The following is a 24,190-nucleotide window of genomic DNA, read 5'->3' as shown; positions in this document are numbered from 1 at the left end:
ATGATTGCGAATAGCAATCAATATTGATTAGAAAATTATGTTATCAAAATGCCCCCATCACTCATGATGATTTCATAATAGTTTCACTTTTGCTGGCTAAATGTAATCAATAGCTAACTTAGCTTAACGATAAAATAAGTTATTAATTTTTGCACTAGTCACAAAGGACAATTAGGTACATCCACTATCCTCTCAAGTTAATGAGCTGTATAATGCTAAGCAATTTTAACAAATTAAATATAATATGATAAAGGTTAAACAACTTGCCACTTATCCAGTAAAATCGATGCAAGGAATAGCATTGCAAACCTCTTTCGTATTACCAGGTGGATTAGAAAATGATCGGTTATTCATGGTCACTGAACCAAATGGAAAATTTATTACCGCTAGGGAAAAACCTCAATTATTACAGCTAAAAACTGCCATTAGTAAACAGGAACTTGAGATCTACTATCAACCTATTGCTAAGTCGCTACACAGTATTAATCGGATTCGAGTTAAATTTACTGATTTTTCGCCAACACTCGAAAAAACCCAAGTTTGGAATAACTATTTTTCATCACATATTGCTCCTATTACCGTCAATCAATTTTTAAGTGAATTTTTACAGCTTGATGTGCAATTACGTTGGATTGGTCATTTCTCTGATCGGCGGGTAAAACATTTTCCAAGTATTCCTTTAGGATTTGCCGATGGGCATCCTTTTTTATTGTTAAATCAAGCTTCTTTTGATTATTTACAGCAGCGATGCCCTGAAATACTTTCTATTGAACAGTTTCGCGGGAATATTATTATCGATGGTAGTCTACCATTTGCTGAAGATGGTTGGCGAACGATTAAAATTGGCGAAATTATTTTTGATTTAGTTAAACCGTGTAGTCGTTGCGTATTAACACAAATCAATTTATCTACACTGCAATGGCTACCAAATAAAGAACCAATGGCAACATTATGTTCATTCCGTTCAGATGAAAAAGGTGACATTGATTTTGGTATGAAAATGATAGCTCGCAATAGTGGAAAAATTTCAATTAATGATCCTGTTGAAATATTAACCCGTCAACCAGCTAAAACGTATATAAAATCAGTTTCTAAAAATCCTAAAAACATTGTCAAAACTTGTAAAATCACTATCGCTAAACAAATCATTAATGGTAATTGCCAGCAACCACTATTGGAACAATTAGAGCAGCAAGGTATAAGCATTCCTTATTCTTGTCGATCAGGAGTCTGCGGTAGATGCCGAGTTATTCTTGAAGACGGTAGTATTACCGCTATGACGAAATCTGCAATACAAGCAGAAAACCACATTTTAGCCTGTAGTTGCATTCCTAAAAGTGAATCTATAAAAATTAAATTGATAACAAAAAAAACTTAATTCAATCCATTGAACATTATTTGATAAAGAATGTGATAATTATCAAGAGATAATCACTAAAATAAAAAATACTTATTTAAGAACAAAACTGATAAAGCAAATCGCGGATAGTTTGTTCTTCATCCTCTGGATCTTGAGAATTATCAACAACAGGATTTTTACTACATAGGCGATCATTCATTACCTTAACTGCATCAGCCATATTAAATTGCTTACCGGCCATACAAACACTCGTTTCAGCAATTAAACATAATGATGCATATTCCCCTATCTCAACAACCAAGAGATTAATACGTTGACCACTATCTTGAACTTGTGCTTCAATTAATTCGGCAAAGCGTGGTGTAAATTGCATAGGTTGTTGCACAAAATACCAACTTTTAGGCATTTGAGGTTTTAAAAAATTACGTGCTACTATGGCATTAAGGATTAATTCGACTTTTTGTGGTTCGCTTAAATTTAATCCCATACAACTTTCATAAAAATGATAATAAGCACTCGTATCATTAACTGAAAAACGAGTAGTTTTAAACGCATCCGGAGCCAAAGTCTTCGATGAAAAACGCGAACGAAATACCATATCATGTGATATTTCTAACATTAAACAATCGTATTTTTTATCGAAATACCAGCGCCAGTTATCGCCAGGTCTTACTATAAATTTATTTGTCATATGATATCCAATGATATATTCTGCCATTGGCAATATAACAAAAAACTAACAAAAAATAAACTAAAAACTAAAACATTTTTTTCTAACTATATAATTTTAAACAATTAATATTGTTTTCGCAAAAATTTGTTTATAAATTTGGTAAACATAAAAATCTAAAAAGTATCAGCTAACTACAGCCATCATGTAGTATGGATTTCAATTTTTTTAAGAAATAGAATTATCACACATATTTATAATGGCAAGACGTAGTAAAATTAATAAATCAGCGTTTAGTACGTTTTTTAACATGAATAAATCTTAACCCACTATGGGAATTTAATAATGATCGAAATGTTTAACGTGTTGATTTAAATTAATTGATCAGTAAAAAAACAGCCGATCGGTTACGAACGGCTATTAAGCTTGTATTATTGTTTTCAGCTAGGCAATTTCAATTAATAAATCATTAGTCTCAATCACACTACCTGGTTTTATATAAACATTTTTAACCACCCCATCACACTCTGCAGTAATTGTCGTTTCCATTTTCATTGCTTCAATCGATAATAACGCTTCGCCTTTCAGGACTTTTTGTCCAGATTTCACCATCAATAATGCGATCATACCTGGCATTGGTGCAGCCACATGGCTGATATTACCGATTTCTGCTTTAAGTCTGGTATTTGCTTGCTGTTGGCGACCAGCTAATGGAACTGAAACAGTTCTAGGCTGACCATTCATTTCAAATAATACTTTTACTTTATCTGACTCATCACTTTCAGCCTTACCAATGCGACGAATAACAATCACTTTACCTTTTTCAATTTCGATATCGACTTCTTCTTGATTTTGTAAACCATAGAAAAAGTGGTTGGTTGGAATCTTTGATACATCGCCATAACAACGAATATAAGCTTGATAATCTAAATAAACTTTCGGGTACATCAAATAAGCAGCTAATTGTTTATCATCAATTTCTATTACTGGTTTATCTAATAAATTGGCTAATTCTAACCGAACCTTTTCTAAATCGACTGCAGGTAAAAAGGCGCCAATTCGACCATTAATTGGTTTTTCACCTTTTAATATACGATTTTGGATTGCTGTTGGAAAACCATCTGGTGGAAAACCTAACTCACCTCTCATCATCGATACGACAGAAGCAGGAAAATCAATTTCATGTTCAGAATTAGCAACATCAGCACTTGTAAGATTATTAACAACCATATAAATTGCCAAATCACCAACAACTTTAGAGGTTGGTGTTACCTTAACAATATCGCCAAACAAAGTATTGACATCACGATAAGCTTTGGCAACTTCAGGCCAACGTTCTGCAAGCCCCATTGCTCGAGCTTGTTCTCGTAGGTTGGTATATTGTCCCCCTGGCATTTCATGATTATAAACATCCGAAGTTCCGGCAATATTTACATCGAACGGTTTATATAATGCGCGCACACCTTCCCAATAGTTGGAGATTTCTAATAATGACTCACGATTTAATCCAGTATCACGTTGGGTATGTTCCAATGCAGCAACAATTGAACCTAAATTTGGTTGTGATGTCATGCCACTTAAAGCATCCATTGCAGCATCAACAATATCGCAACCGGCTTCCAACGCTGAGAAAACTGATGAAGCGGCAATTCCACTTGTATCATGTGTATGAAAATGTATTGGCATGGCAACTTCTTCTTTTAAGGTTTTTACAAGCGTTTTTGCAGCTTCAGGGCGACATACTCCTGACATATCTTTGATACCTAACATATGCACACCGGCTTGCTCTAATTGCTTTGCCAATTTTACATAATAATTTAAATTATATTTCGCTCTATTTGGATCAAATATATCACCAGTATAACAAATAGTCCCTTCACATAGTTTGCCAGAATCTAGTACCGCATCGATAGCAACACGCATATTGTCAACCCAATTCAAGGAATCGAATACACGGAAAAGATCAATTCCATTTTCAGCCGCTTGCTTAACAAAAAATGTCACTACATTATCGGCATAATTAGTATAGCCTACAGCATTTGATGAACGTAATAACATTTGTAATAGCGTATTAGGTATTGCCTTACGTAATTGAACTAAACGTTCCCAAGGATCTTCTTTTAAAAATCGCATAGCAGTATCAAACGTTGCTCCACCCCAACACTCTATGGAAAATAATTCTGGTAGCATGCGCGCATAATAGGGAGCAATAGCTAACATATCATAGCTACGCATACGTGTTGCAAATAAAGACTGATGAGCATCACGCATCGAAGTATCTGTAATTAGAGCCTTGGGATTACTTTTAATCCAATCAATAAAGCCATTAATTCCTAGCATTTGTAAGCGATCCCGTGAACCTTTTGGGATGTTATAATCTAATTTGACGGGTGGTAATGTTGGCAAACCTAAAGGTAGTTTTGGTAGCGTACGACCTTTCATTTCCGGATTACCATTAACAGCAACTTCTCCAAAGAATGCCAATAACTTTGATGCACGATCTTGAGGCTTGTTAAATTTAAATAATTCCGGTGTTGAATCAATAAAGCGGGTTGTGTAATCCCCCTTATTAAATGAAGGGTGCAAAATAACATTTTGTAAAAAGAGTAAATTACTTGCCAAACCTCGAATCCGAAACTCACGTAGGGCTCTTGCCATCGTTGAGGTAGCTTCTTCAACACTTCGCCCTTTAGCTGTCACTTTAACTAATAGTGAATCATAATAAGGTGAAATCACAGCACCGGTGTAGGCAGTTCCCGCATCCAAGCGGATGCCGTTACCCGAAGCACTGCGATATACTGAAATCCGCCCATAATCAGGCGTGAAATGATTTTCCGGATTCTCAGTGGTCACTCGACACTGTAAGGCATGCCCATGCAGTTGAATATTCTCTTGCTTAGGAACATAACTTTTTTCATCACCAATTTGGTAACCTTCAGTAATGCGAATTTGCGCTTTCACAATATCAATACCCGTAACTTCTTCCGTAACGGTATGTTCAACCTGAATACGTGGATTGACTTCGATAAAATAAAATTTAGCTTCATCAACATCATATAAAAACTCAACAGTCCCCGCATGGGTATAATTCGCGGCTTTCACTAATCGTAATGCTGCCTGACATAATGCTTCACGTTGTTCGGCATTAAAATAGGGTGCTGGAGCTCTTTCGACGACCTTCTGATTTCGTCTTTGTACCGTACAATCACGTTCAAACAGATGAACGGTATTACCGTGAGTATCTGCCAAAACTTGTACTTCAACATGACGTGCTCGGCGAACTAATTTTTCTAAAAATACCTCATCATTGCCAAATGCTGCTTTGGCTTCTCGACGAGCAACATTGATAGCCGGTTCAAGTTCTGATTCATTTTCGACAATACGCATCCCTCGACCACCACCGCCCCAACTTGCTTTAAGCATAAATGGATAACCAATGGCATTGGCCATTTTTTTGACTTGATCAATATCTTCTGGTAATGCCCCTGTGGCTGGTACCACAGGAACATTAGCCACTTCAGCCATATGGCGAGCAGCAATTTTATTACCAAGATTACGCATTACATCGCCTTTCGGTCCAATAAAAGCAATTCCCGCTTTTTCACAGGCATCAGCAAAATCGGGATTTTCTGACAAAAACCCATAGCCAGGATGAATAGCATCAACGTTAGCTTCCTTAGCAATACGAATAATATCGTCAATATCTAAATAAGCTTCGATTGGTTTTTTACCTTTACCAACCAAATAAGATTCATCAGCTTTTAAACGATGCAATGCCAGCCGATCTTCAAACGAAAAAATACCTACGGTACGAATACCTAATTCATAAGCAGCTCGAAAAATACGGATCGCAATTTCACTGCGATTAGCGACTAAAATACTGCGAATCTCTTTCATATGACCTCTATTGTTATTTTCGATAAATGATTAGAAGGGTAACACAAGCAAATGCATAACTTGCGATAAATTTAAACAATATTTTAGAGTATACGTAATGCACGTTTATTAGACAATCAGTTCTATAAAGGTATTACTCAAAGTAATAAATGTACTCAATAACATAAAAAACGGTTATTGTTGTTAAGGTTATTGAGCTATAAGAAGAGAATAAATTTTAATAGATAAAATGCTCACTAATTAAGCTAGATTCGCCTTGCCAACGATAAGCGACTAATTTACCATTCGGTAACGCTGCAGAATAATCAACACATGCCAATTTAGGAGTCTGGACAATCGGTTTTCCGCTTAACCAATAATGCCCAAAAAAAACTGGTTTAGTATCATGATAACCTTCTGATTGAAAATTAATTTTCAATCCCAATTCAGCAATTTTTTCATCATCTGGAAGCAAACAAAGTTGTTGCAACGTTTGCGCTGTTTCCAACCACCATTTGATACGTGATTTATGTCGTCTCGTACCTTCTTTATCTGAGTAATATACACCATCAGGTAAGGTAATTTCTTTGCCTTTTAATAAGATTTCACAATAATCATATAAAGGATGCTGTTTATTAAATGCATTTTGAAAAACAGAAGCTAACAAACAATTTTTTTCATTAAGATAAGGTTTGATTTGGTCAATAATATAATTATCCCAACATGCATGAATTACCCGTATCTGTTCTAAGTCCAAAAATAGTGGTAGTGATTTAAACCAGTTAATCCAATAGATATGCTGATGGCTATTTTCCTGTAATTGTTTGAGAAATATTTGGTGTTGTTTACGATGTGTTACATTATGTTCTCGTAAAAAATCACCTGGTTGTTGTTGATCAGGTGTTACCCATCCAATGGCATTAAACTCATGGTTACCCATAATGACATAGGCATTTTGATTATCAACCATATCCTTAACTAAATTTAAGGTTTCTAATTGGTAGTCACCTCGATCAATAAGATCACCAACGAAAATCATTTTATATTCAGTATGGCAATAACCTTGATCAGATTGACGATAACCTAATTTTGCTAATAAATATTGTAATTTTTTGACCTGTCCATGAATATCACCAACAATATCAAATACCATTCTAGATTCCTCTAATTCAATAAATTAAGCTTTTAAAAATCATTCGATCGGTGTTTATTGAGTAAACATAGAACAAATTAACGTGATTTAGGACAAAATACAACTACTGCTTACATTTCAGTTCAGGACTTATTATAACTCGTTAAATTCATTTTGTTTTATTAGTGGATGTTGTTAATATAATAAACATTTTAGTTGTGTGGGTATCATAATGGAAAACTATCAAAAATCACAAACCCCCGATCAAAAGCAATCACAGAACCATTTTCAGCGCACCATGAAAACACGCCATTTAGTGATGTTATCACTGGGCGGTGTGATTGGTACTGGTCTGTTTTTCAATACCGGCTATATTATTAGCGAAGCTGGTCCGGCTGGCACTGTTCTCGCTTATTTAATTGGTGCCTTAGTGGTATACTTAGTTATGTTATGTCTTGGTGAATTGGCAGTTTCTATGCCTGAAACTGGGGCATTTCATACTTATGCCAGCCGTTATATTAGTCCTGCCACGGGTTATACTGTAGCGTGGTTATATTGGTTAACCTGGACTGTGGCATTAGGTTCTAGTTTTACTGGGGCTGCTATGTGTATGCGGCATTGGTTTCCCGGTATTGAAGATTGGATATGGTGCCTATTTTTTTGCTGTGTGATTTTTACTTTAAATATCATTACCACTCGCTTTTTTGCGGAAAGTGAATTCTGGTTTTCATTGATCAAAGTCTTAACAATTATTATATTTATTGTTGCAGGGACGGCAACCATTTTTGGCTTTATACCGATGAAAGACGGTTCATCCGCCCCCTTCTTCACTAATCTAACCAGTTCTGGTTGGTTTCCAAATGGTATTATTCCGATTATCATGACCATGGTTGCCGTTAATTTTTCTTTCTCTGGTACTGAATTAATCGGTATTGCTGCCGGTGAAACGGTTAATCCTGAAAAAACCATTCCTTTAGCAATAAAAACCACAATTATACGATTAATCATTTTTTTTATCGGTACGGTGATCGTTTTATCTGCGTTATTACCGATGAACCAGGCCGGTGTCATAGAGAGCCCTTTTGTGCAAGTTTTTGATAATATCGGCCTACCCTATGCTGCTGATATTTTGAACTTTGTCATTCTAACGGCAATTTTATCGGCAGCCAATTCTGGTCTATATGCGTCTGGAAGAATGTTATGGTCATTATCGAATCAAGGTATTTTACCCAGCTATTTTACTAAACTATCAAAAAATGGTGTACCAATTATCGCTCTAAGTATAAGTATGATTGGCGGATTGTTTGCATTATTTACCAGCTTTGTCGCACCTAACACAGTATTTGTCGCATTGAATGCTATTTCTGGATTTGCTGTTGTAGCCGTATGGTTGAGTATCTGTGCCTCACATTTCTTTTTTAGGCGTGACTATATTCGTTCAGGTAAACCATTAACCGCTTTAAAATACAAAGCGCCTTTTTATCCTTATGTACCTATTCTCGGCGCTATAATGTGCTTAATTGCATGTATTGGACTGGCATTTGATCCCGAGCAACGCATTGCACTTTATTGTGGCATCCCTTTTGTAATTGCCTGTTATATTGCTTACCAAATTACGCATAACTATAAAAAATCGAAGGAAAAAACTAATGCAGATGATTAATCCTTTTCAATGGCAAATCGATCATAAGGGCTATGCCGTCATCGATGGCGCTCTTGCCACTGAATTGCAAAATCGCGGATGTGATCTTAATGATGCGCTCTGGTCAGCTAAAATATTAATTGAGCAACCTCACCTAATAAGTGCTGTTCATTATGATTACTTTAACGCTGGTGCCGATTGCGCAATAACGGCAAGTTATCAAGCAACACCTTTGGGATTTGCAAAACGTGGTCTATCACCATTAGAGGCGATCGAATTAATCAAAAGAAGTGTAATTTTAGCGCAACGCGCTAAAACAATTTATTTACAACAACACGCTACATCAAGACCATTAGTCATTGCTGGTTCGGTCGGACCATATGGCGCTTATTTAGCTGACGGTTCCGAATATACCGGTAACTATGCGTTAAGTGATCAAGAAATGACCCTTTTTCATATTGATCGAATCAACGCTTTAATTGAAGCTGGCGTTGATATTTTGGCTTGTGAAACGATGCCATCTTTCTCAGAAATCAAAGTGTTAATTGACATTATTAAACAATACCCAACGATGCCTTGCTGGGTTTCATTTACTTTGAAAGATAGTCAACATTTAAGCGATGGCACGCCATTAAAACACGTCATCGAGTGGTTAAACACTATCGATCAAGTCATTTTCATGGGAGTAAATTGTATCGCTTTAGACAAAGTTACGAGTGCATTAAAAACATTTAATCAGTTCACTGCTAAACCATTAGTTGTTTATCCTAACTCTGGCGAGCTATATGATGCTAATACCAAAACTTGGTCAGTTAACGATCATCATCTTACGTTAAGTAACCAAGTTAGAGAATGGCAAGAAAATGGGGCTAAGTTGATTGGTGGATGCTGTCGCACGACACCTGAAGATATTCGCCGATTAGTCGAGGAACTTAATCGATAATAAAAAAATTTCAGCAACACTGAATTATGTTTTATCAAATTATTATAATGTCCATTTCATAATTCAGTTTGTGCGTCATATCAACATCTCAGGAAATATATTGATCGTAAATTCAATTTAAAATATGGCGTAATATCTGCGATAGATATAAACAAATTATCGAGCCATTTTCCATTATCAAAACTCAGCCTCTTTAGATAATTTTAGGCTATCATAATCATCAAATTTCCAGTAACCGATTTATTAACACTTTTTTAATCAATAAAATAATTAAGCTGATAAAAATCAAAAAATGCGTTAAAGTGATTCAAATTTGATCTCGATAACGATCAACCCACATAGCAGTGGAACCGCACACAGCAATCGGCATGATAACTAAATTTAATAACGGAATCATAGTGAAAAAGCTAATTAATGAACCAAATGCCACATTATCGAGTTTGTCTTGACTGAGCAGCACCTTCATTTGATTAAAACTTATCTTATGATTATCAAAAGCATAATCAGCATATTGAATATTAACCATCCATGCGGTAAAAATAAACCAAATAATCGGCGTAATAGTTTGACCAAATAGGGGAGTAAAATAGGTTAAAAGTAATGGAATAGCCCATATTAAATAATAGATTAATTTTTGTATTTCCCGTTTCATAATACGGGGAATATCTTTAATAATATCCCAAAAAGTCGTTTCTGGTGCTGGTAAACCAGTCAATATTGCTTCGACATGTTCTGCTAATAATCCATTAAAAGGCGCGGCAATAAAATTAGTAACTGTACTAAAGAAATAACAAAAAAAGACAGCCATTGTCACAACTACAACTAGGGTCATGATATAGCTTAACCAGTGCAACCAATCAGGTAAAAAAGCGAAACCAAAATCTATCCAAGAAGATATTTTAGCAAAAAACCAATAGAACATCAGGGACATAATAATTATGTTGGCTAACATGGGTAAGATAACATAGCGACGAATACCTGGCATCTGAATGAGTGAATAGCCCTGTAAAAAATAGTGAAAACAATGTTTATTAGTCATTAAATAGTTCCTGAAAATTTAATAGCGCTTGAACTTCTTGTCGCAGTAATTTAATTAATTCACGTTTACCGGAAATACTATATTGTTTGCCGACACTTTGTTCATTAAATGCCGAAGAATACAATGCTAATAATATTGGTGCCGACTGTCTGATTTTAATATTATTATGAGATTTAATCTGATTAGCTAAACGCGATAATACCGCAAAGCTTGCCGAATAAGCGTATAATGTTGTGGCAAATAATGTTAATTCAAGTTTATCGTCCCGTGTCAATTGTTGAGCATGATTTATCATAATTGGGATTGGCTGATTAATGCGATTTTTTAGCCAATACCAATTACGCGCTAAACGCTGACACATTCTTTTCTGGAGTTGTTTTGCTCTGTCAGTGATAGGATACATCGCCATAACAGCATAACTACCACTACTGGCTTCCTTATGAGTACCGATATGAACTATGCTAAAACCTAATTTTAACCAAAAATTAGCAACATCTGACGCATAAGCAAAACTAACTGACAAGTAATCATAAGAATTTGTTTGGGGATCTTGAATAAGATGCTTTATCATTTGTGTTCCAATCCCCTGCTGACGATGATTTTCCGCTAAGGCAATGCGATTAATCCGCAAAGACTTGCATACCGCGGCCTGTCGTTCACCTGCGTGGGCAACTAACGACTGCGCCACCAAATTACCTCGTGGTCGGCGAAAACCTCGAATAATATCTTCTACTAATACATCAGTTAATCCTCCCTCTTCTATCACTACTAATGCACCAATAATATTATGAGCTAACATCGCAACATATAAATGAAGATGATTGGCATCAAGAATGCGACGTAAGTCAAGCAACGTTGTACGGTAATGCGCACTCTTAAGTAAACCAAAATATTGCGCCAATAACTCAGATGAACTTACTAACTGAGCTTGTGGTAATGGTTTTATCATTACTTCATCATTCGTGACAGTATGACTGGCTTTATATTGATCCGCTACAATAAGCTGATCAGTAAAGATTTCTAAAGGATCGTTATGAGCCCATCTTATGGGGTTATACAACCGATAATGATGAGTAAGTTTAGTTTTACTTATTTGTTTAAATAACTTTAATAATAGCCCTTGTCCAGTACCTTCATAACCATCAATCGTAGAGGTTAACAAAATGCGATAAGACTGATTTAATAATTGATATAGCAGCGGTAACGGAATCATTGCTGCCTCATCAATGACTAGCCAGTCTGGGCGATCAGTTGAATAATTAAGATGTAAAATAAGTTCATCTGGTGCAAAAAAGATCGTCTCATCTGGCGCGAATTTCAGCAATGTTGTTACAGCGTTTTTATTAGGTGCAGTAACCCAACATCGACGATGATGACAGAACATACCAGCTAACGCCGATTTACCACGACCTCTTTTAGCGGTTAATAATGCTATATCGTCAGCATTACTTAATAGTTGATGTAGTATGTCGCTTTGTTCAGTATTATTAGCAAATTCCCCCAAAACATTATGCTTGAACTGATTAGCTTTAATTATACCGATTAATCCTTGTGGGCTTTGTAACTGCTTATCTGTCAACAAATGACAATGACTTGGATAGCTTTGATGATGATAACTAATTGAGTGCATTAAATGACTTACAAAATGCGGTACTGATTTTGGTTTCACATCATCATTCCAGCGTAAACTATCTTGATCCAACCAATGATACCAATGATGGGGTAATAATAACAGCAAAATGCTGCCAGCAGTTAATGTGCCACTTAAAACAGCAAAAGCATCTAAATTAAACATTTGTCGGGCATCAAAAATAGCATGAGTGAACTCTCTACCCAAAAGTTGTTTTGCCTCTTTCGGATGCAGGCTATTAAAAGATAGTTTGGCAAGTTCGTGGTGTTCCGTGATAATAACCCAATCATCGACAATTTTTTGACAAATCGTCATTAACTGTTGTTGTATTCGATTTTCATCACCTTGTATCACAATTAAATGACGAAAATTATCCTTCATAATATCAATCTACCCTTTTCCTAACATCAACGAGAGTACACCTGCCGCGATCAACGGCCCTACAGGTACTCCTTTAAAAAAGGCTACGCCGATTAATGTGCCAACAATTAGACCATTAACAATAGTTGGATCAAGTTTCATCAATGTAATTCCTCGAGAGCCAAGCCATGACACCAAAATTCCAACCACAATGGCTAACAAGGATTGCCAAGTAACGAATGATTTTAAAATCTCTTTAATACCAATTGAGCCATCAGCTAAAGGTACCATCATGGCAGCAGTCAGCATAATTATGCCAACTGTTAAACCATACTGATTTAAAATTGGAAAATAAGCCGATAAAGGTGTTAATTTAAAAAGGAGTAACAATAAAACAGCAAAAGTAACAGTGTTATTATGTGTTACATAACAAAGACCAGCTAATGCTAATAGAATAAAAAATGTGATATCAAATTGAGTCATCATCGCAGCAAGATTTACCTAAAGTGAACTAAACGATAAAAAATAAAATTAACACACGGATATAATTTAGATTATTTTTAGTAAGCGTGAATAATTATATACAATTAATGAGGGTTATTTTAACTTAGTGCAGTTCTTACTGCACTATTAATGAATGGATTTTTATTAATTTATTACAAAACTAAAGAGGCACACCAATACGATGAGCAACTTCTTCATAGGCCTCAATCACTCCACCTAAACCTTGACGAAAACGGTCTTTATCCATTTTTTTCATGGTATCATTTTCCCAGAGTCGACAACCATCCGGCGAAAATTCATCGCCAAGCACAATTTCCCCATTAAATAAACCAAACTCTAATTTATAATCGACAAGAATCAAACCTGATTTAGCAAATAAATCAGTCAAGATGGTATTAATTTTGAAACTAAGTTCCTTCATTCGATTTAATTGTTGTTCCGTCGCCCAACCAAAAGCTCGACAGTGATACTCATTAACCATTGGATCATGTAAGGCGTCATTTTTTAAAAATAATTCAAAGGTTGGTGGATTCAAAATTTCACCCTCTTTAACACCTAAACGCCTAACTAAAGAACCAGCAGCACGGTTACGAACTACACATTCAACCGGAATCATCGTTAATTTCTTAACCAAAATTTCAGTATCAGAAACTAACTTTTCAACTTGTGTTGGAATGCCAGCTTGCGCTAATTGGGTCATAATAAAATAATTAAACTTATTATTGATCATTCCTTTACGATCAAACTGTTCAATACGTTGACCATCAAAAGCTGACGTATCATTCCTAAATTCAAGAATCAGAAAATCAGGATTTTCAGTAGTATAGACAGTTTTTGCCTTTCCGCGATAAAGCTCTGTTATTTTTTTCATTTTCAAATCCAGTATTTAATCGATTAAAAGAATCGTGTCATTAACAAAACATTTTGTTATTTATTAATTATGTCCTGCATTTCAAAGTAATTTATTAAAATGCCCGGAGTTAAAGCCAAAATAAGCAAACTGCTCTAGATATAATTAAGGAGCATTGCTGCTCCTTATTTTAATTTTCTGCTTCTGTTTTAGAAGTCATAGTAGAAGATGGTAAATCATTTACTAGCATGTTATAAAAATCAACGGTGTAACGTTGACTTTCTAAAACATCAGCAGAAATATCCTGCCCGTTTTGCTTTAATGAAATGAGTTGAATCTTGATATATTCTCTACCAAAAGTAACATGACGTTGTAATAAATACCTTGCTTCAATCGATCCAGTTTTATCACCCTGTGTTATAAACCGTGAGCCTGTTTTAATAGTTTGATTATCATTCTGTTCAATCGCAATATTATGATGAGTCAACATTGCCGGAATCTGAGCCCAAAAGCCAACATATTCAGGCAAATCAACTAAAACCTCACCTGTTTGGTAAGTCGCAGAACTATCTGGCACAATAGCTAATGGCAAAACAGGTGGACGTATATCAACGTTGTGACCAACCATACCTTCTGAAGCGGCCTTATTAATAAAAAAATCAGGGATTGGCTGAGGAACTTTCATTCCATTTGGAACAATTAAAGGCCTTATTTCAGGGGTACTCAGATAATCTTCATTTCCATCAACTTCACGTTGAAATCGATCATCGGAACTACAACCAACAATTAATAAGGATAAGATTGCTGATAATACTAATGATTGTTTAAACATATTTTTCAACTTTAATTCCAAAATGATTTTAAACTAATTTGGCTAATTTTAACGCTTTTTCAAGCTCTGGTATAGCATTATTACTTAGTGGTGTTAAAGGTAAACGCATCGTGGCATTTTGAATAAGTCCTAATTTTTCACAAGCCCATTTAATGGGAATAGGATTAGATTCAATAAATAATGTGGAATGTAGTTTCACTAAATTTTCATTAATTTCTCTAGCTTCTTGAACATGCCCTTTTTTCACTAGCTGGCAAATATTGGCAATTTCTTTAGCTGCGATATTGGCCGTCACTGAGATAACACCGTCTCCCCCCAACAACATAAAGTCCACAAAGGTATTATCATCACCACTAAGTAATTTAAAGTCTTCGCCAACTAATTTACGTGTCGTATATACACGACTTAAATCGCCAGTTGCATCCTTCAACGCGACAATATTATTTATTTTAGCTAATCTTGCCACTGTCTCGGGTTTTAGATCACAACCTGTACGACCTGGAACATTATAAAGAATTTGCGGTAATCCGGTATTTTCCGCAATAGCCTTGAAATGTTGGTATAAACCTTCTTGAGTCGGTTTATTATAGTAAGGCGTAACAGTAAGGCAACCAGCAACCCCGAGTGTTTCAACTTGTCTAGTCAGTGAAATGGCCTCTGCCGTGGCATTTGAACCTGTACCAGCAATAACCTTAATCCGTCCATTTGCAAATTCAATGGTTTGTTTAATCACATCAATATGTTCTTTATGATCTAAAGTCGCAGATTCGCCGGTGGTTCCGACTGAAACAATTGCGGAGGTGCCATTTTGTATATGGTATTCAACTAATTTATTTAGGCTTACTTTGTCTACATTGCCTTTAACATCCATTGGCGTAACTAGCGCTACAATACTGCCTGTAAACATAACATAACCTCGATTGTAATTATATTTGATGATAGGAAAATTTTTGCCACAGTATGGGGCATTTTCCAACGAAATTCAACTTAACCGCCGTGCTTTATATAGGAAATAATTAATTGTAACAATTTTATAAATCATATTATTTTTATTTATTATTTGACTGTCCAAAATTTCTACCTTATTTACTTTTAAATATGATATACGGTTAATTATTTATGCTGGGTTATCAATATCAATAAATGTAGATTCAAATCCATATTCCTCCGCCAACCATTGACCTAATGCTTTAATCCCGTAACGTTCTGTTGCATGATGGCCTGCAGCATAAAAATTAATCCCATATTCACGAGCAATATGAATTGTTCGTTCAGAAACCTCACCTGTAATAAAAGCATCACAACCTTGCAAAGCAGCCTGTTCAATAAAATCTTGTCCTCCACCACAACACCAAGCAACCCGGTTTATAATTTCTGGGGCATTATCACCGCAATGCAATACTGAATGTTCTAATTTGCTTGCAATGGTATCTTTAAACGCTAAAGCAGTTTGTGGTTTGAGCAACTGACCTTTAAATAATAAATCAGTAATTGATATTCGTTCTTCTATATCAATACCTAATAAATGACCAAGTAAAACATTATTACCAAGTAAAGGATGACCATCTAAAGGAAGATGGTAACCAAATAAATTAATATTATGTTGTAATAATGTCCTAAGACGACGATATTTCATTCCGGTAATTGTAACGGGTTCATTTTTCCAAAAAAAACCATGATGCACTAAAACCGCATCAGCATCTAGTTCAACAGCAGCATCCAATAAACGTTGACAAGCCGTTACCCCTGTCACTATCTTTTTAATTTGGGCTCGACCTTCTACTTGTAATCCATTTGGAGCAAAATCTCGATAGATAGAAGTTTGTAAAAAATCATTAAGATTCTGTTCTAAAGTATAATTAAGCATGCTTACTCCAATAATAATTAATTAGATGTACATTATTTACGACGGATTATAGATGTTTTCACGAATTAACTCATCTTTAATTAAAGATAATTTATAACTTAATTTTTTGCTATTTATAACATATTAAAACGACTTTTTAACTCTTCTAGATTAATAACAAACACTATAAAAATTTAATAATTTATTTTTATAATCAGGCCATTAAATAACAATTCACAATTTAAAATTATGTCTCAGGTTGAGAAATAATTGTTATTTATAAATGTTTGTAAATTAATCAATCTGATTCATAATTAGGATTTTACTCAGACTGATAAATAGATTTTAATTGACTAACGTGTTAAATTTATCGGCAAAATCTTTTTACTGAACATCGTAATGTTATATTCCCTTAATAAACATTACTAACTTCACATAACCATAAGGACTATACAATGCATATAGGTATCCCCAAAGAGCGGTTACCGAACGAAGGTCGATTAGCAGCTACACCTCAAACTGTAGGTCAATTGCTAAAACTTGGCTTTACCGTTTCGGTAGAACAAGGTGCTGGTCAAATCGCTAACTTTGCAGATGAAGCCTTTATTGATGCTGGAGCTTCGATCCAAACTACGCATGATATTTGGCAAAATGACTTAATACTTAAATTACATGCGCCTACTGATGAGGAAATTGCCCTTATTAAAGAAGGAGCAACGTTAATCAGCTATATTTATCCCGCACAACATAAAGAACTCCTAGAAAAACTAGCCGCGAAAAATATTACGGTTATGGCGATGGATTGTGTACCACGGATTTCACGCGCCCAATCACTTGATGCATTAAGTTCTATGTCCAATATTTCTGGATATCGTGCTGTCATCGAAGCAGCTAATCAATTTGGTCGTTTTTTCACTGGCCAAGTCACGGCTGCAGGTAAAGTTCCACCAGCTAAAATATTAGTCATTGGAGCCGGTGTTGCTGGTCTGGCTGCAATTGGAGCCGCAGTTAGTCTTGGTGCCATTGTCCGCGCATTTGATACTCGTCCTGAAGTAGCCGAACAAATCCAAAGTATGGGTGCGGAATTTTTAGAACTTGATTTCCAAGAAGAAGCTGGCAGTGGCGATGGCTATGCCAAACAAATGTCAGCGGCATTTATTGAAGCAGAAATGGCGCTTTTTGCTGCTCAAGCGAAAGATGTAGATATTATTATTACAACCGCTTTAATTCCTGGAAAACCAGCGCCAAAATTGATCTCTAAAGAGATGGTTGCATCAATGAAGCCAGGAAGTGTTATTGTTGATTTAGCTGCTTTAACCGGTGGTAATTGCGAGCTAACTCACCCAGGCGAAGTTTATGAAACCGAAAATAAAGTCAAAATTATCGGTTACACTGATTTGGCTAACCGCATGCCGGCACAAGCGTCACAATTATACGGTACAAACATTGTTAATTTATTGAAATTACTTGCCAAAGAAAAAAACGGTGAGATCGATATTAACTTTGAAGATGTCGTCATTCGTGGTGTTACTGTAGTGAAAGACCAAGAAATTACTTGGCCGGCACCGCCGATTCAGGTATCAGCGCAACCGCAAAAACCAGCGGCTAAACCGGTTGTCAAGCCTGAAGCGAAACCTATGTCGCCTGCATTACGTTTTAGTATTTTAGCATTTGCGATATTGTTATTCTTTTGGATTGCTTCAGCAGTACCGAAAAGTTTCTTATCACATTTCACCGTATTTGCTTTATCGTGTGTTGTTGGCTATTACGTAGTATGGAATGTTACACATTCACTACATACTCCATTAATGTCAGTAACTAATGCCATCTCAGGTATTATTATGGTCGGTGCAATATTACAAGTCACAGCTAGTAATGGGTTTATCATTTTCCTTGCTACTATTGCCATCTTGATTGCTAGTATCAATATTTTTGGCGGATTTTTTGTCACCCACCGTATGCTAAAAATGTTTCAACGTGGCGGTAACAATAGCAAAGCTAAAGGAGAATAAACATGAATTCAGGAATTATTCAAGCCGCTTACGTTATTGCAGCACTACTATTTATTTTTAGTTTAAGTGGCTTATCTAAACAAGAAACAGCTAGATCTGGCAATATTTACGGCATAATCGGTATGAGCATTGCCTTAATTGCGACGATAGGAAGTTTAAATAGTGGTATCGGATGGGTAATCATAGCCATAATAATCGGCGGTGCAATTGGCATCATTTTAGCCAAAAAAGTGGAAATGACTCAAATGCCAGAACTCGTTGCATTACTTCATAGTTTTGTTGGTATGGCTGCGGTATTAGTCGGTTTTAACAGTTACCTTGACAGTGAACAATTTTCATCGCATGAACTATTAAAAAATCTAGTTGAGACTAATACTAATAATGAGCTCATGGTTCATTTAATAGAAATTTTTGTTGGTGTATTTATTGGTGCAGTAACATTTTCTGGCTCAATTATCGCTTTCGGCAAACTTAATGGTCGCATCAGTTCTAAACCGTTGTCATTACCTTATAAGCATTATTTAAATTTAGGTGCAATACTGTTCTCAGTTCTTTTAATGACTATGTTCCTAAATTTTCATGATAATACAGCCTTTGCATCGTTTTGTTTAATCATTATGACATTAATCGCTTTAGCTTTTGGTGTTCATTTAGTTGCTTCAATCGGTGGCGCTGATATGCCTGTCGTGATTTCAATGCTAAATTCATATTCAGGTTGGGCCGCTGCTGCAGCCGGCTTTATGCTTGATAATGATTTATTAATTGTTACAGGTGCATTAGTCGGTTCATCAGGAGCAATTCTCTCTTACATTATGTGTAAAGCAATGAATCGTTCATTTATCAGCGTCATAGCGGGTGGTTTTGGATCTGATGGTAAAGCAGCAAGCACTGAAGAAGAAATGGGCGAATATCGTGAAATGCAACCGATTGATGTTGCTCAAGCGCTAAAAGAAGCGCGTTCAGTTATCATTGTTCCTGGATATGGAATGGCTGTTGCACAAGCACAGAGTGCTGTAAGTAGTATTACTGAAAAATTACGTGGCATGGGGATTGAAGTTCGATTTGGTATTCACCCTGTAGCTGGTCGGTTACCTGGTCATATGAATGTATTACTCGCTGAAGCTAAAGTACCTTATGATATCGTTTTAGAAATGGATGAAATCAATGACGATTTCCCTGATACCGACGTCGTTTGGGTTATTGGTGCTAATGATACCGTTAACCCAGCAGCCTCTGAAGATCCTAGCAGTCCGATTGCTGGAATGCCAGTACTTGAAGTTTGGAAAGCGAAAACAGTAATTATATCTAAACGTTCCATGAATACTGGTTATGCCGGCGTGCAAAACCCATTATTTTTTAAAGAAAATAGTTACATGTTATTTGGCGATGCTAAGGCAAGTGTTGAGAAAGTATTACAAGACATCTAAGTATCACTGTTAAAATACGTAAAACTCGCCAAATGGCGAGTTTTTTATTTATCAGACTTAAATAAACTATCGTTGAACAACAAAAAACCGGTTAATATAGTTTGTCAAGTTATGTTATCTGGCGCATGTCACAGTCAGCTAATACTAGCATTTTGCAGCTCGATCCAATAAATCTATCCATTTAAAAATAAATTAACTAAAAGCGAAACACTTAATTTTTTCTCATTATTCAGCCCTTTTTATAACTCAAGCAATAAGAAAATTAATCACAAAGTGCCCAAAAAAATTGTTCTACCTTAAATAAAAAAATAGCATTAATATAATATCATTATATTTCAAATAGATATGGGAGATGAAATGAAATTACGTAAAATTATGATTATTGGCGTTGGCAATGTTGGTTCCACCACCGCTTATACATTGGTTAATCGTGGTTTTTGTGAAGAAATAGCACTCGTAGATCTTAATAAAGAATTGGTATATGGGCATCAACAAGACTTATTAGATGCAGCCGCATATCGACAAAATATGGTGAAAATTTCGCTTCGCGAAGCCAATGATTGTGCTGATATTGATATTGCTATTATATGTGTTACTTCTGGTCTCGCTCAAAAAAGTCGTGCCGAAGAGCTTATTGGCACATCTAAGATTGTTGCCAATATAGTTCCCGGAATGATGAAAAATGGTTTTAAAGGCATTTTTCTTATTGCGACTAATCCATGTGATGCGATTACATACTATGTTTGGAAATTATCTGGGTTACCTAAACATCGCATTTTAGGTACAGGGGTATGGCTAGATACTGTACGATTACGCCGTTTACTAGGAGAATCAATGGATATCGGTCCACAAAGCATTGACGCGTTTATTGTCGGTGAACATGGCGATTCTCAATTTCCGGTTTGGTCTCATTCCTCACTTTATGGTATTCAACTTAATCATCTGAATAAAACACAACTCAATTTTGAATTAATTGGCGATAAAGCACGTAAAATGGGGTTTGAAATTGTTAACTGTAAACATTGTACCGAATATGGTATTGGCAGTACGATTGCTGAAATTTGCCAACATATCATGACCAATAGTCACCGAGCGCTTGCTTTATCTTGTGTCCTTGATGGTGAATATGGTTATCATGATGTGGCAATCGGTGTACCGGCAATACTAGATCAACATGGGATAAAAAAAATTATTACACTTGATTTCAATAGTCAGGAACAAAAACTGTTCGACAACAGTATTAATATCATAAAAAATTATATTACGCATCTACCAAAATAACGACAAAAATTGGTTATACGGTATTCCGCATTAATTAACGTGCAATAATAAAATGCACGTTTTTTTCCACCAAATAGATAAAAAATCGCTTAAAATAAGACTAACGATAATTAGTATTAATAAATGTTAATTTCCATAAGCTCTGAATAACACCTAATAAAATATGATCATTTAAGCTATAATGACAAATTGTTATTAGCGTTATAATTTATCAAGGATCTTTATGTCATTTAATTCACTTGGTTTGGACACCAAGATAGTGGAAGCTGTTAATGCCCTACGATTTTCCCAACCCACCGAAATTCAACAACAAGCAATCCCAAAAATTCTAGCCGGTAAAGATATTATGGGCAGTGCACAAACTGGTACCGGTAAAACGGCTAGTTTTGTCTTACCTATATTACAGAAGTGGCTTGTTAAATCTAACCTTAAAAATGATGTGATAGAACCGAAAAAAGGTAGGCGACCAATATATGCTTTAATTTTAGCGCCAACTCGTGAACTGGCTGCACAAATAGGTGATAATATTCGTGATTATAGTCGTTTTTTACCAATTCGCTCTTTAGTTGTCTTTGGTGGTGTAAGTATTAATCCACAAATGATGAAATTGCGTGGCGGTGTTGATATCCTAGTGGCAACGCCAGGACGATTATTAGATTTAGTCCAAAAAAATGCTGTCGATCTAAAAACAGTAAAAGTTCTGGTGCTTGATGAAGCTGATCGCATGTTAGATATGGGATTTATTCACGATATTCGCCGAGTGATTACTAAATTACCCAAAAAACGCCAAAATTTAATGTTTTCAGCTACGTTTTCTAATGCAGTAACGCAACTGGCACACACGCTTTTAAATTCTCCAGAAACCTTAGCTGTAGCTACGACTAATAGTACTTCTAAGCAAATCACCCAGTATGTACACCATGTTGATAAAAGCCGTAAACGTGAACTATTATCCTATTTAATAGGTAGACAACAATGGTCACAAGTTCTTATTTTCACGCGTACCAAATACGGTGCTAATCATTTAGCTGATCAGCTTAATAAAGATGGTATTAAAGCTTCGGCAATTCACGGCAATAAAAGTCAAGGCGCTCGAACGAAAGCACTAGCCGATTTTAAACATGGGAAAATTACAGCTCTCGTTGCTACTGATATTGCTGCGAGAGGACTTGATATTGAACACTTGCCTTATGTCGTGAATTATGATCTACCACAGATTGCCGAAGATTATGTACATCGTATCGGTCGTACTGGACGAGCTCAAAATAGTGGTCAAGCTATTTCGTTGGTCTGTGTTGATGAACTGCCACAATTAAAATCAATTGAAAAATTGATCCAAGTTAATATTCCAAAATTAACTACTGAAGGATTTGCCGTCAATCCTAATATTAAACCGACTTCAGTAAAGAAAAATGGTATTCATAAAAATGCCAAGAAACTTAAATAAAACAATTATTAATATTACACTTTTTATTTTCATCAAATATACGCGAATATTGATTTTATCGGAATGTAGACAAATTAATAGCAAAACAATGTTGCATACAATATTTAAATCAGATAAAGTCAATTGCTAATGATGAAAACTCTGACCAGGTACTTTTTTATTCTATTAATAAGGAACTATTTCATGACTAATCGCAGTCGTCGTTTGAAAAAAAAATTACTTATTGAAGAATTCAAGGAATTAGGTTTTACCGTTAGTTGGTCATTTGCAGAAGGTACTGATGCTAAAACTTTGGATAGCGTTGTTGATCTATTTATTAACGAAGCTATTAAACCAAATGGTCTAGCTTATGAAGGAAGTGGTGATCTAAATTGGCAAGGTTTAATATGTATGCAAAAAATTGGTAATTGCACTGAAGAACATCGTAAGATCGTTAGCGATTGGTTAGTTAATCATGGACTTAATAGGGTTAAAACAGGCCAACTAATTGATATATGGTGGGATGAGTTAGATTTTTAAGCAACCCACACATCTTTTCAACGGGTATTTATAATCGCTAAAGGTTACTCAGGTAACCTTTCAATTTTATAATGTCCCTTGGCAAATTAGTCTCTATCACACCGTAATACACCACCATTAGCGAGCTGATCTTTCGAAATTTCATGAATGATAATTTGTACTGCTTCTGGTTTACAATTCAATGTTTCAACGATTGCCTGAGTAACTCGTTTCGCCATCTCTCGTTTTTGTTCGATGGTTCTACCTTCCAAAAAATCTATCACAACATTTGGCATATTCTTTCCTTTTAGTTCAAACGATTTATCTGTTCAATCTGGGCATCAGTCAACATAATATCACTATTTTGACAAATGGATATTCCCGATTGAATAATCATATTAGCAATTTGTTTTGCGTCGTCAAGCGAATGCATTTTATAAGTACCACACTGATATTCATTTAGTTCAGGAATATCTTTTTGTGAGTTTACTTGCATTATATCTTGCATCGCGGCTAACCAACTATCAGCAACTTTTTTTTCAGATGGTTGACCGATTAGACTCATATAAAATCCAGTACGGCACCCCATAGGAGAAATATCGATAATTTCCACCTGTTCGCTATTGAGGTGATCTCGCATAAAACCAGCAAACAGATGTTCAAGTGTATGAATTCCTTTTTCGGAAAGTAGTGCTTTATTAGGTGTAGTAAAGCGTAAATCAAAGACAGTTATCGTATCACCTTTTGGCGTTTGCATAATTTTAGCAACTCTAACAAAAGGTGCTTTCATTTTAGTATGATCGACTTTAAAGCTATCAAGTAGTGGCATAATTCCTCTCCA

20 protein-coding genes are annotated in these 24,190 nt (G+C 35.5%); 8 read left to right on the top strand and 12 right to left on the bottom strand.

Annotation, left to right across the window (positions count from 1 at the left end; translation table 11 throughout):
- The first annotated feature begins 244 nt into the window (after positions 1–244).
- The gene (locus JMI89_RS07265; protein WP_187754974.1) at positions 245–1,378 is read left to right on the top strand and encodes a YcbX family protein; all 1,134 of its coding nucleotides are present in this window, start codon (positions 245–247) and stop codon (positions 1,376–1,378) included.
- A gap of 76 nt (positions 1,379–1,454) precedes the next feature.
- Here the strand turns inward: JMI89_RS07265 and JMI89_RS07260 are convergent, their stop codons facing one another.
- The 3 genes from JMI89_RS07260 to JMI89_RS07250 all read right to left on the bottom strand — a co-directional run bounded on the left by JMI89_RS07260 (position 1,455) and on the right by JMI89_RS07250 (position 7,059).
- A complete protein-coding gene (locus tag JMI89_RS07260; protein ID WP_187754973.1) occupies positions 1,455–2,051 on the bottom strand; it encodes a cell division protein ZapC in 597 nt (198 codons plus the stop codon).
- 423 nt (positions 2,052–2,474) lie between these two features.
- Entirely contained in the window at positions 2,475–5,927 is a 3,453-nt protein-coding gene (locus JMI89_RS07255) for a pyruvate carboxylase (protein WP_220679681.1), read from the bottom strand.
- A gap of 217 nt (positions 5,928–6,144) precedes the next feature.
- Complete coding sequence (locus JMI89_RS07250) at positions 6,145–7,059, bottom strand: metallophosphoesterase (RefSeq protein WP_220679680.1); 915 nt, start codon at positions 7,057–7,059, stop codon at positions 6,145–6,147.
- A 211-nt stretch (positions 7,060–7,270) separates the two neighbouring features.
- On the opposite strand from JMI89_RS07250, the gene mmuP reads away from it, so the two are divergent.
- Both mmuP and mmuM read left to right on the top strand, forming a co-directional pair.
- Positions 7,271–8,701 (top strand): S-methylmethionine permease, encoded by a 1,431-nt coding sequence (gene mmuP, locus JMI89_RS07245; RefSeq protein WP_220679679.1) that lies wholly within the window; start codon positions 7,271–7,273, stop codon positions 8,699–8,701.
- Positions 8,688–9,623, top strand: coding sequence for a homocysteine S-methyltransferase (mmuM, locus tag JMI89_RS07240; RefSeq protein ID WP_220679678.1), 936 nt, complete (start codon positions 8,688–8,690; stop codon positions 9,621–9,623). Before mmuP ends, mmuM begins: the two co-directional genes overlap by 14 nt.
- A 307-nt stretch (positions 9,624–9,930) precedes the next feature.
- Here mmuM and cysZ read toward each other — a convergent pair whose 3' ends face one another.
- The 7 genes from cysZ to JMI89_RS07205 all read right to left on the bottom strand — a co-directional run bounded on the left by cysZ (position 9,931) and on the right by JMI89_RS07205 (position 16,705).
- Positions 9,931–10,662 carry a sulfate transporter CysZ gene (gene cysZ, locus JMI89_RS07235; RefSeq protein ID WP_220679677.1) on the bottom strand — a complete coding sequence of 244 codons (732 nt, stop codon included), beginning with the start codon at positions 10,660–10,662 and terminating at the stop codon, positions 9,931–9,933.
- The gene (locus tag JMI89_RS07230; protein WP_220679676.1) at positions 10,655–12,673 is read right to left on the bottom strand and encodes a GNAT family N-acetyltransferase; all 2,019 of its coding nucleotides are present in this window, start codon (positions 12,671–12,673) and stop codon (positions 10,655–10,657) included. Before JMI89_RS07230 ends, cysZ begins: the two co-directional genes overlap by 8 nt.
- 9 nt (positions 12,674–12,682) lie before the next feature.
- Positions 12,683–13,135 (bottom strand): DUF441 domain-containing protein, encoded by a 453-nt coding sequence (locus tag JMI89_RS07225; RefSeq protein ID WP_187755089.1) that lies wholly within the window; start codon positions 13,133–13,135, stop codon positions 12,683–12,685.
- Between the two features lie 181 nt (positions 13,136–13,316).
- Positions 13,317–14,027, bottom strand: a complete 711-nt coding sequence (gene purC, locus JMI89_RS07220; RefSeq protein ID WP_187754966.1) for a phosphoribosylaminoimidazolesuccinocarboxamide synthase — start codon at positions 14,025–14,027, stop codon at positions 13,317–13,319.
- A gap of 169 nt (positions 14,028–14,196) precedes the next feature.
- The gene (bamC, locus tag JMI89_RS07215) at positions 14,197–14,838 is read right to left on the bottom strand and encodes an outer membrane protein assembly factor BamC (protein WP_220679674.1); all 642 of its coding nucleotides are present in this window, start codon (positions 14,836–14,838) and stop codon (positions 14,197–14,199) included.
- 28 nt (positions 14,839–14,866) lie between these two features.
- Entirely contained in the window at positions 14,867–15,745 is an 879-nt protein-coding gene (gene dapA / locus JMI89_RS07210; protein ID WP_187754964.1) for a 4-hydroxy-tetrahydrodipicolinate synthase, read from the bottom strand.
- Positions 15,746–15,955: 210 nt separating this feature from the next.
- Positions 15,956–16,705: a Nif3-like dinuclear metal center hexameric protein gene (locus JMI89_RS07205; protein ID WP_187754963.1), complete on the bottom strand. Its 750-nt coding sequence runs from the start codon at positions 16,703–16,705 to the stop codon at positions 15,956–15,958.
- A 434-nt stretch (positions 16,706–17,139) separates the two neighbouring features.
- Here JMI89_RS07205 and pntA point away from each other — a divergent pair, with 434 nt between their 5' ends.
- The 5 genes from pntA (at position 17,140) to JMI89_RS07180 (ending at position 23,370) form a co-directional block, all read left to right on the top strand.
- Positions 17,140–18,696, top strand: a complete 1,557-nt coding sequence (gene pntA, locus JMI89_RS07200; protein WP_187754962.1) for a Re/Si-specific NAD(P)(+) transhydrogenase subunit alpha — start codon at positions 17,140–17,142, stop codon at positions 18,694–18,696.
- Positions 18,697–18,698: 2 nt separating this feature from the next.
- A complete protein-coding gene (gene pntB / locus JMI89_RS07195; RefSeq protein ID WP_187754961.1) occupies positions 18,699–20,123 on the top strand; it encodes a Re/Si-specific NAD(P)(+) transhydrogenase subunit beta in 1,425 nt (474 codons plus the stop codon).
- A gap of 357 nt (positions 20,124–20,480) precedes the next feature.
- Complete coding sequence (locus JMI89_RS07190) at positions 20,481–21,404, top strand: L-lactate dehydrogenase (RefSeq protein WP_220679673.1); 924 nt, start codon at positions 20,481–20,483, stop codon at positions 21,402–21,404.
- 223 nt (positions 21,405–21,627) lie between these two features.
- Positions 21,628–22,851 (top strand): DEAD/DEAH box helicase, encoded by a 1,224-nt coding sequence (locus JMI89_RS07185; RefSeq protein WP_187754959.1) that lies wholly within the window; start codon positions 21,628–21,630, stop codon positions 22,849–22,851.
- A gap of 183 nt (positions 22,852–23,034) precedes the next feature.
- Positions 23,035–23,370: a YggL family protein gene (locus JMI89_RS07180; RefSeq protein ID WP_220679672.1), complete on the top strand. Its 336-nt coding sequence runs from the start codon at positions 23,035–23,037 to the stop codon at positions 23,368–23,370.
- An 86-nt stretch (positions 23,371–23,456) separates the two neighbouring features.
- Here the strand turns inward: JMI89_RS07180 and JMI89_RS07175 are convergent, their stop codons facing one another.
- Positions 23,457–23,645, bottom strand: a complete 189-nt coding sequence (locus JMI89_RS07175; protein ID WP_187754957.1) for a 2-hydroxymuconate tautomerase — start codon at positions 23,643–23,645, stop codon at positions 23,457–23,459.
- Positions 23,646–23,656: 11 nt separating this feature from the next.
- Positions 23,657–24,178 (bottom strand): S-ribosylhomocysteine lyase, encoded by a 522-nt coding sequence (gene luxS, locus JMI89_RS07170; protein WP_220679671.1) that lies wholly within the window; start codon positions 24,176–24,178, stop codon positions 23,657–23,659.
- Between the last annotated feature and the right edge of the window lie 12 nt (positions 24,179–24,190).

The sequence above is a fragment of the Frischella sp. Ac48 genome (assembly GCF_019641635.1).
GTDB lineage: Bacteria > Pseudomonadota > Gammaproteobacteria > Enterobacterales > Orbaceae > Frischella > Frischella japonica.
This window is presented reverse-complemented; position numbering and strand designations above follow the sequence as displayed.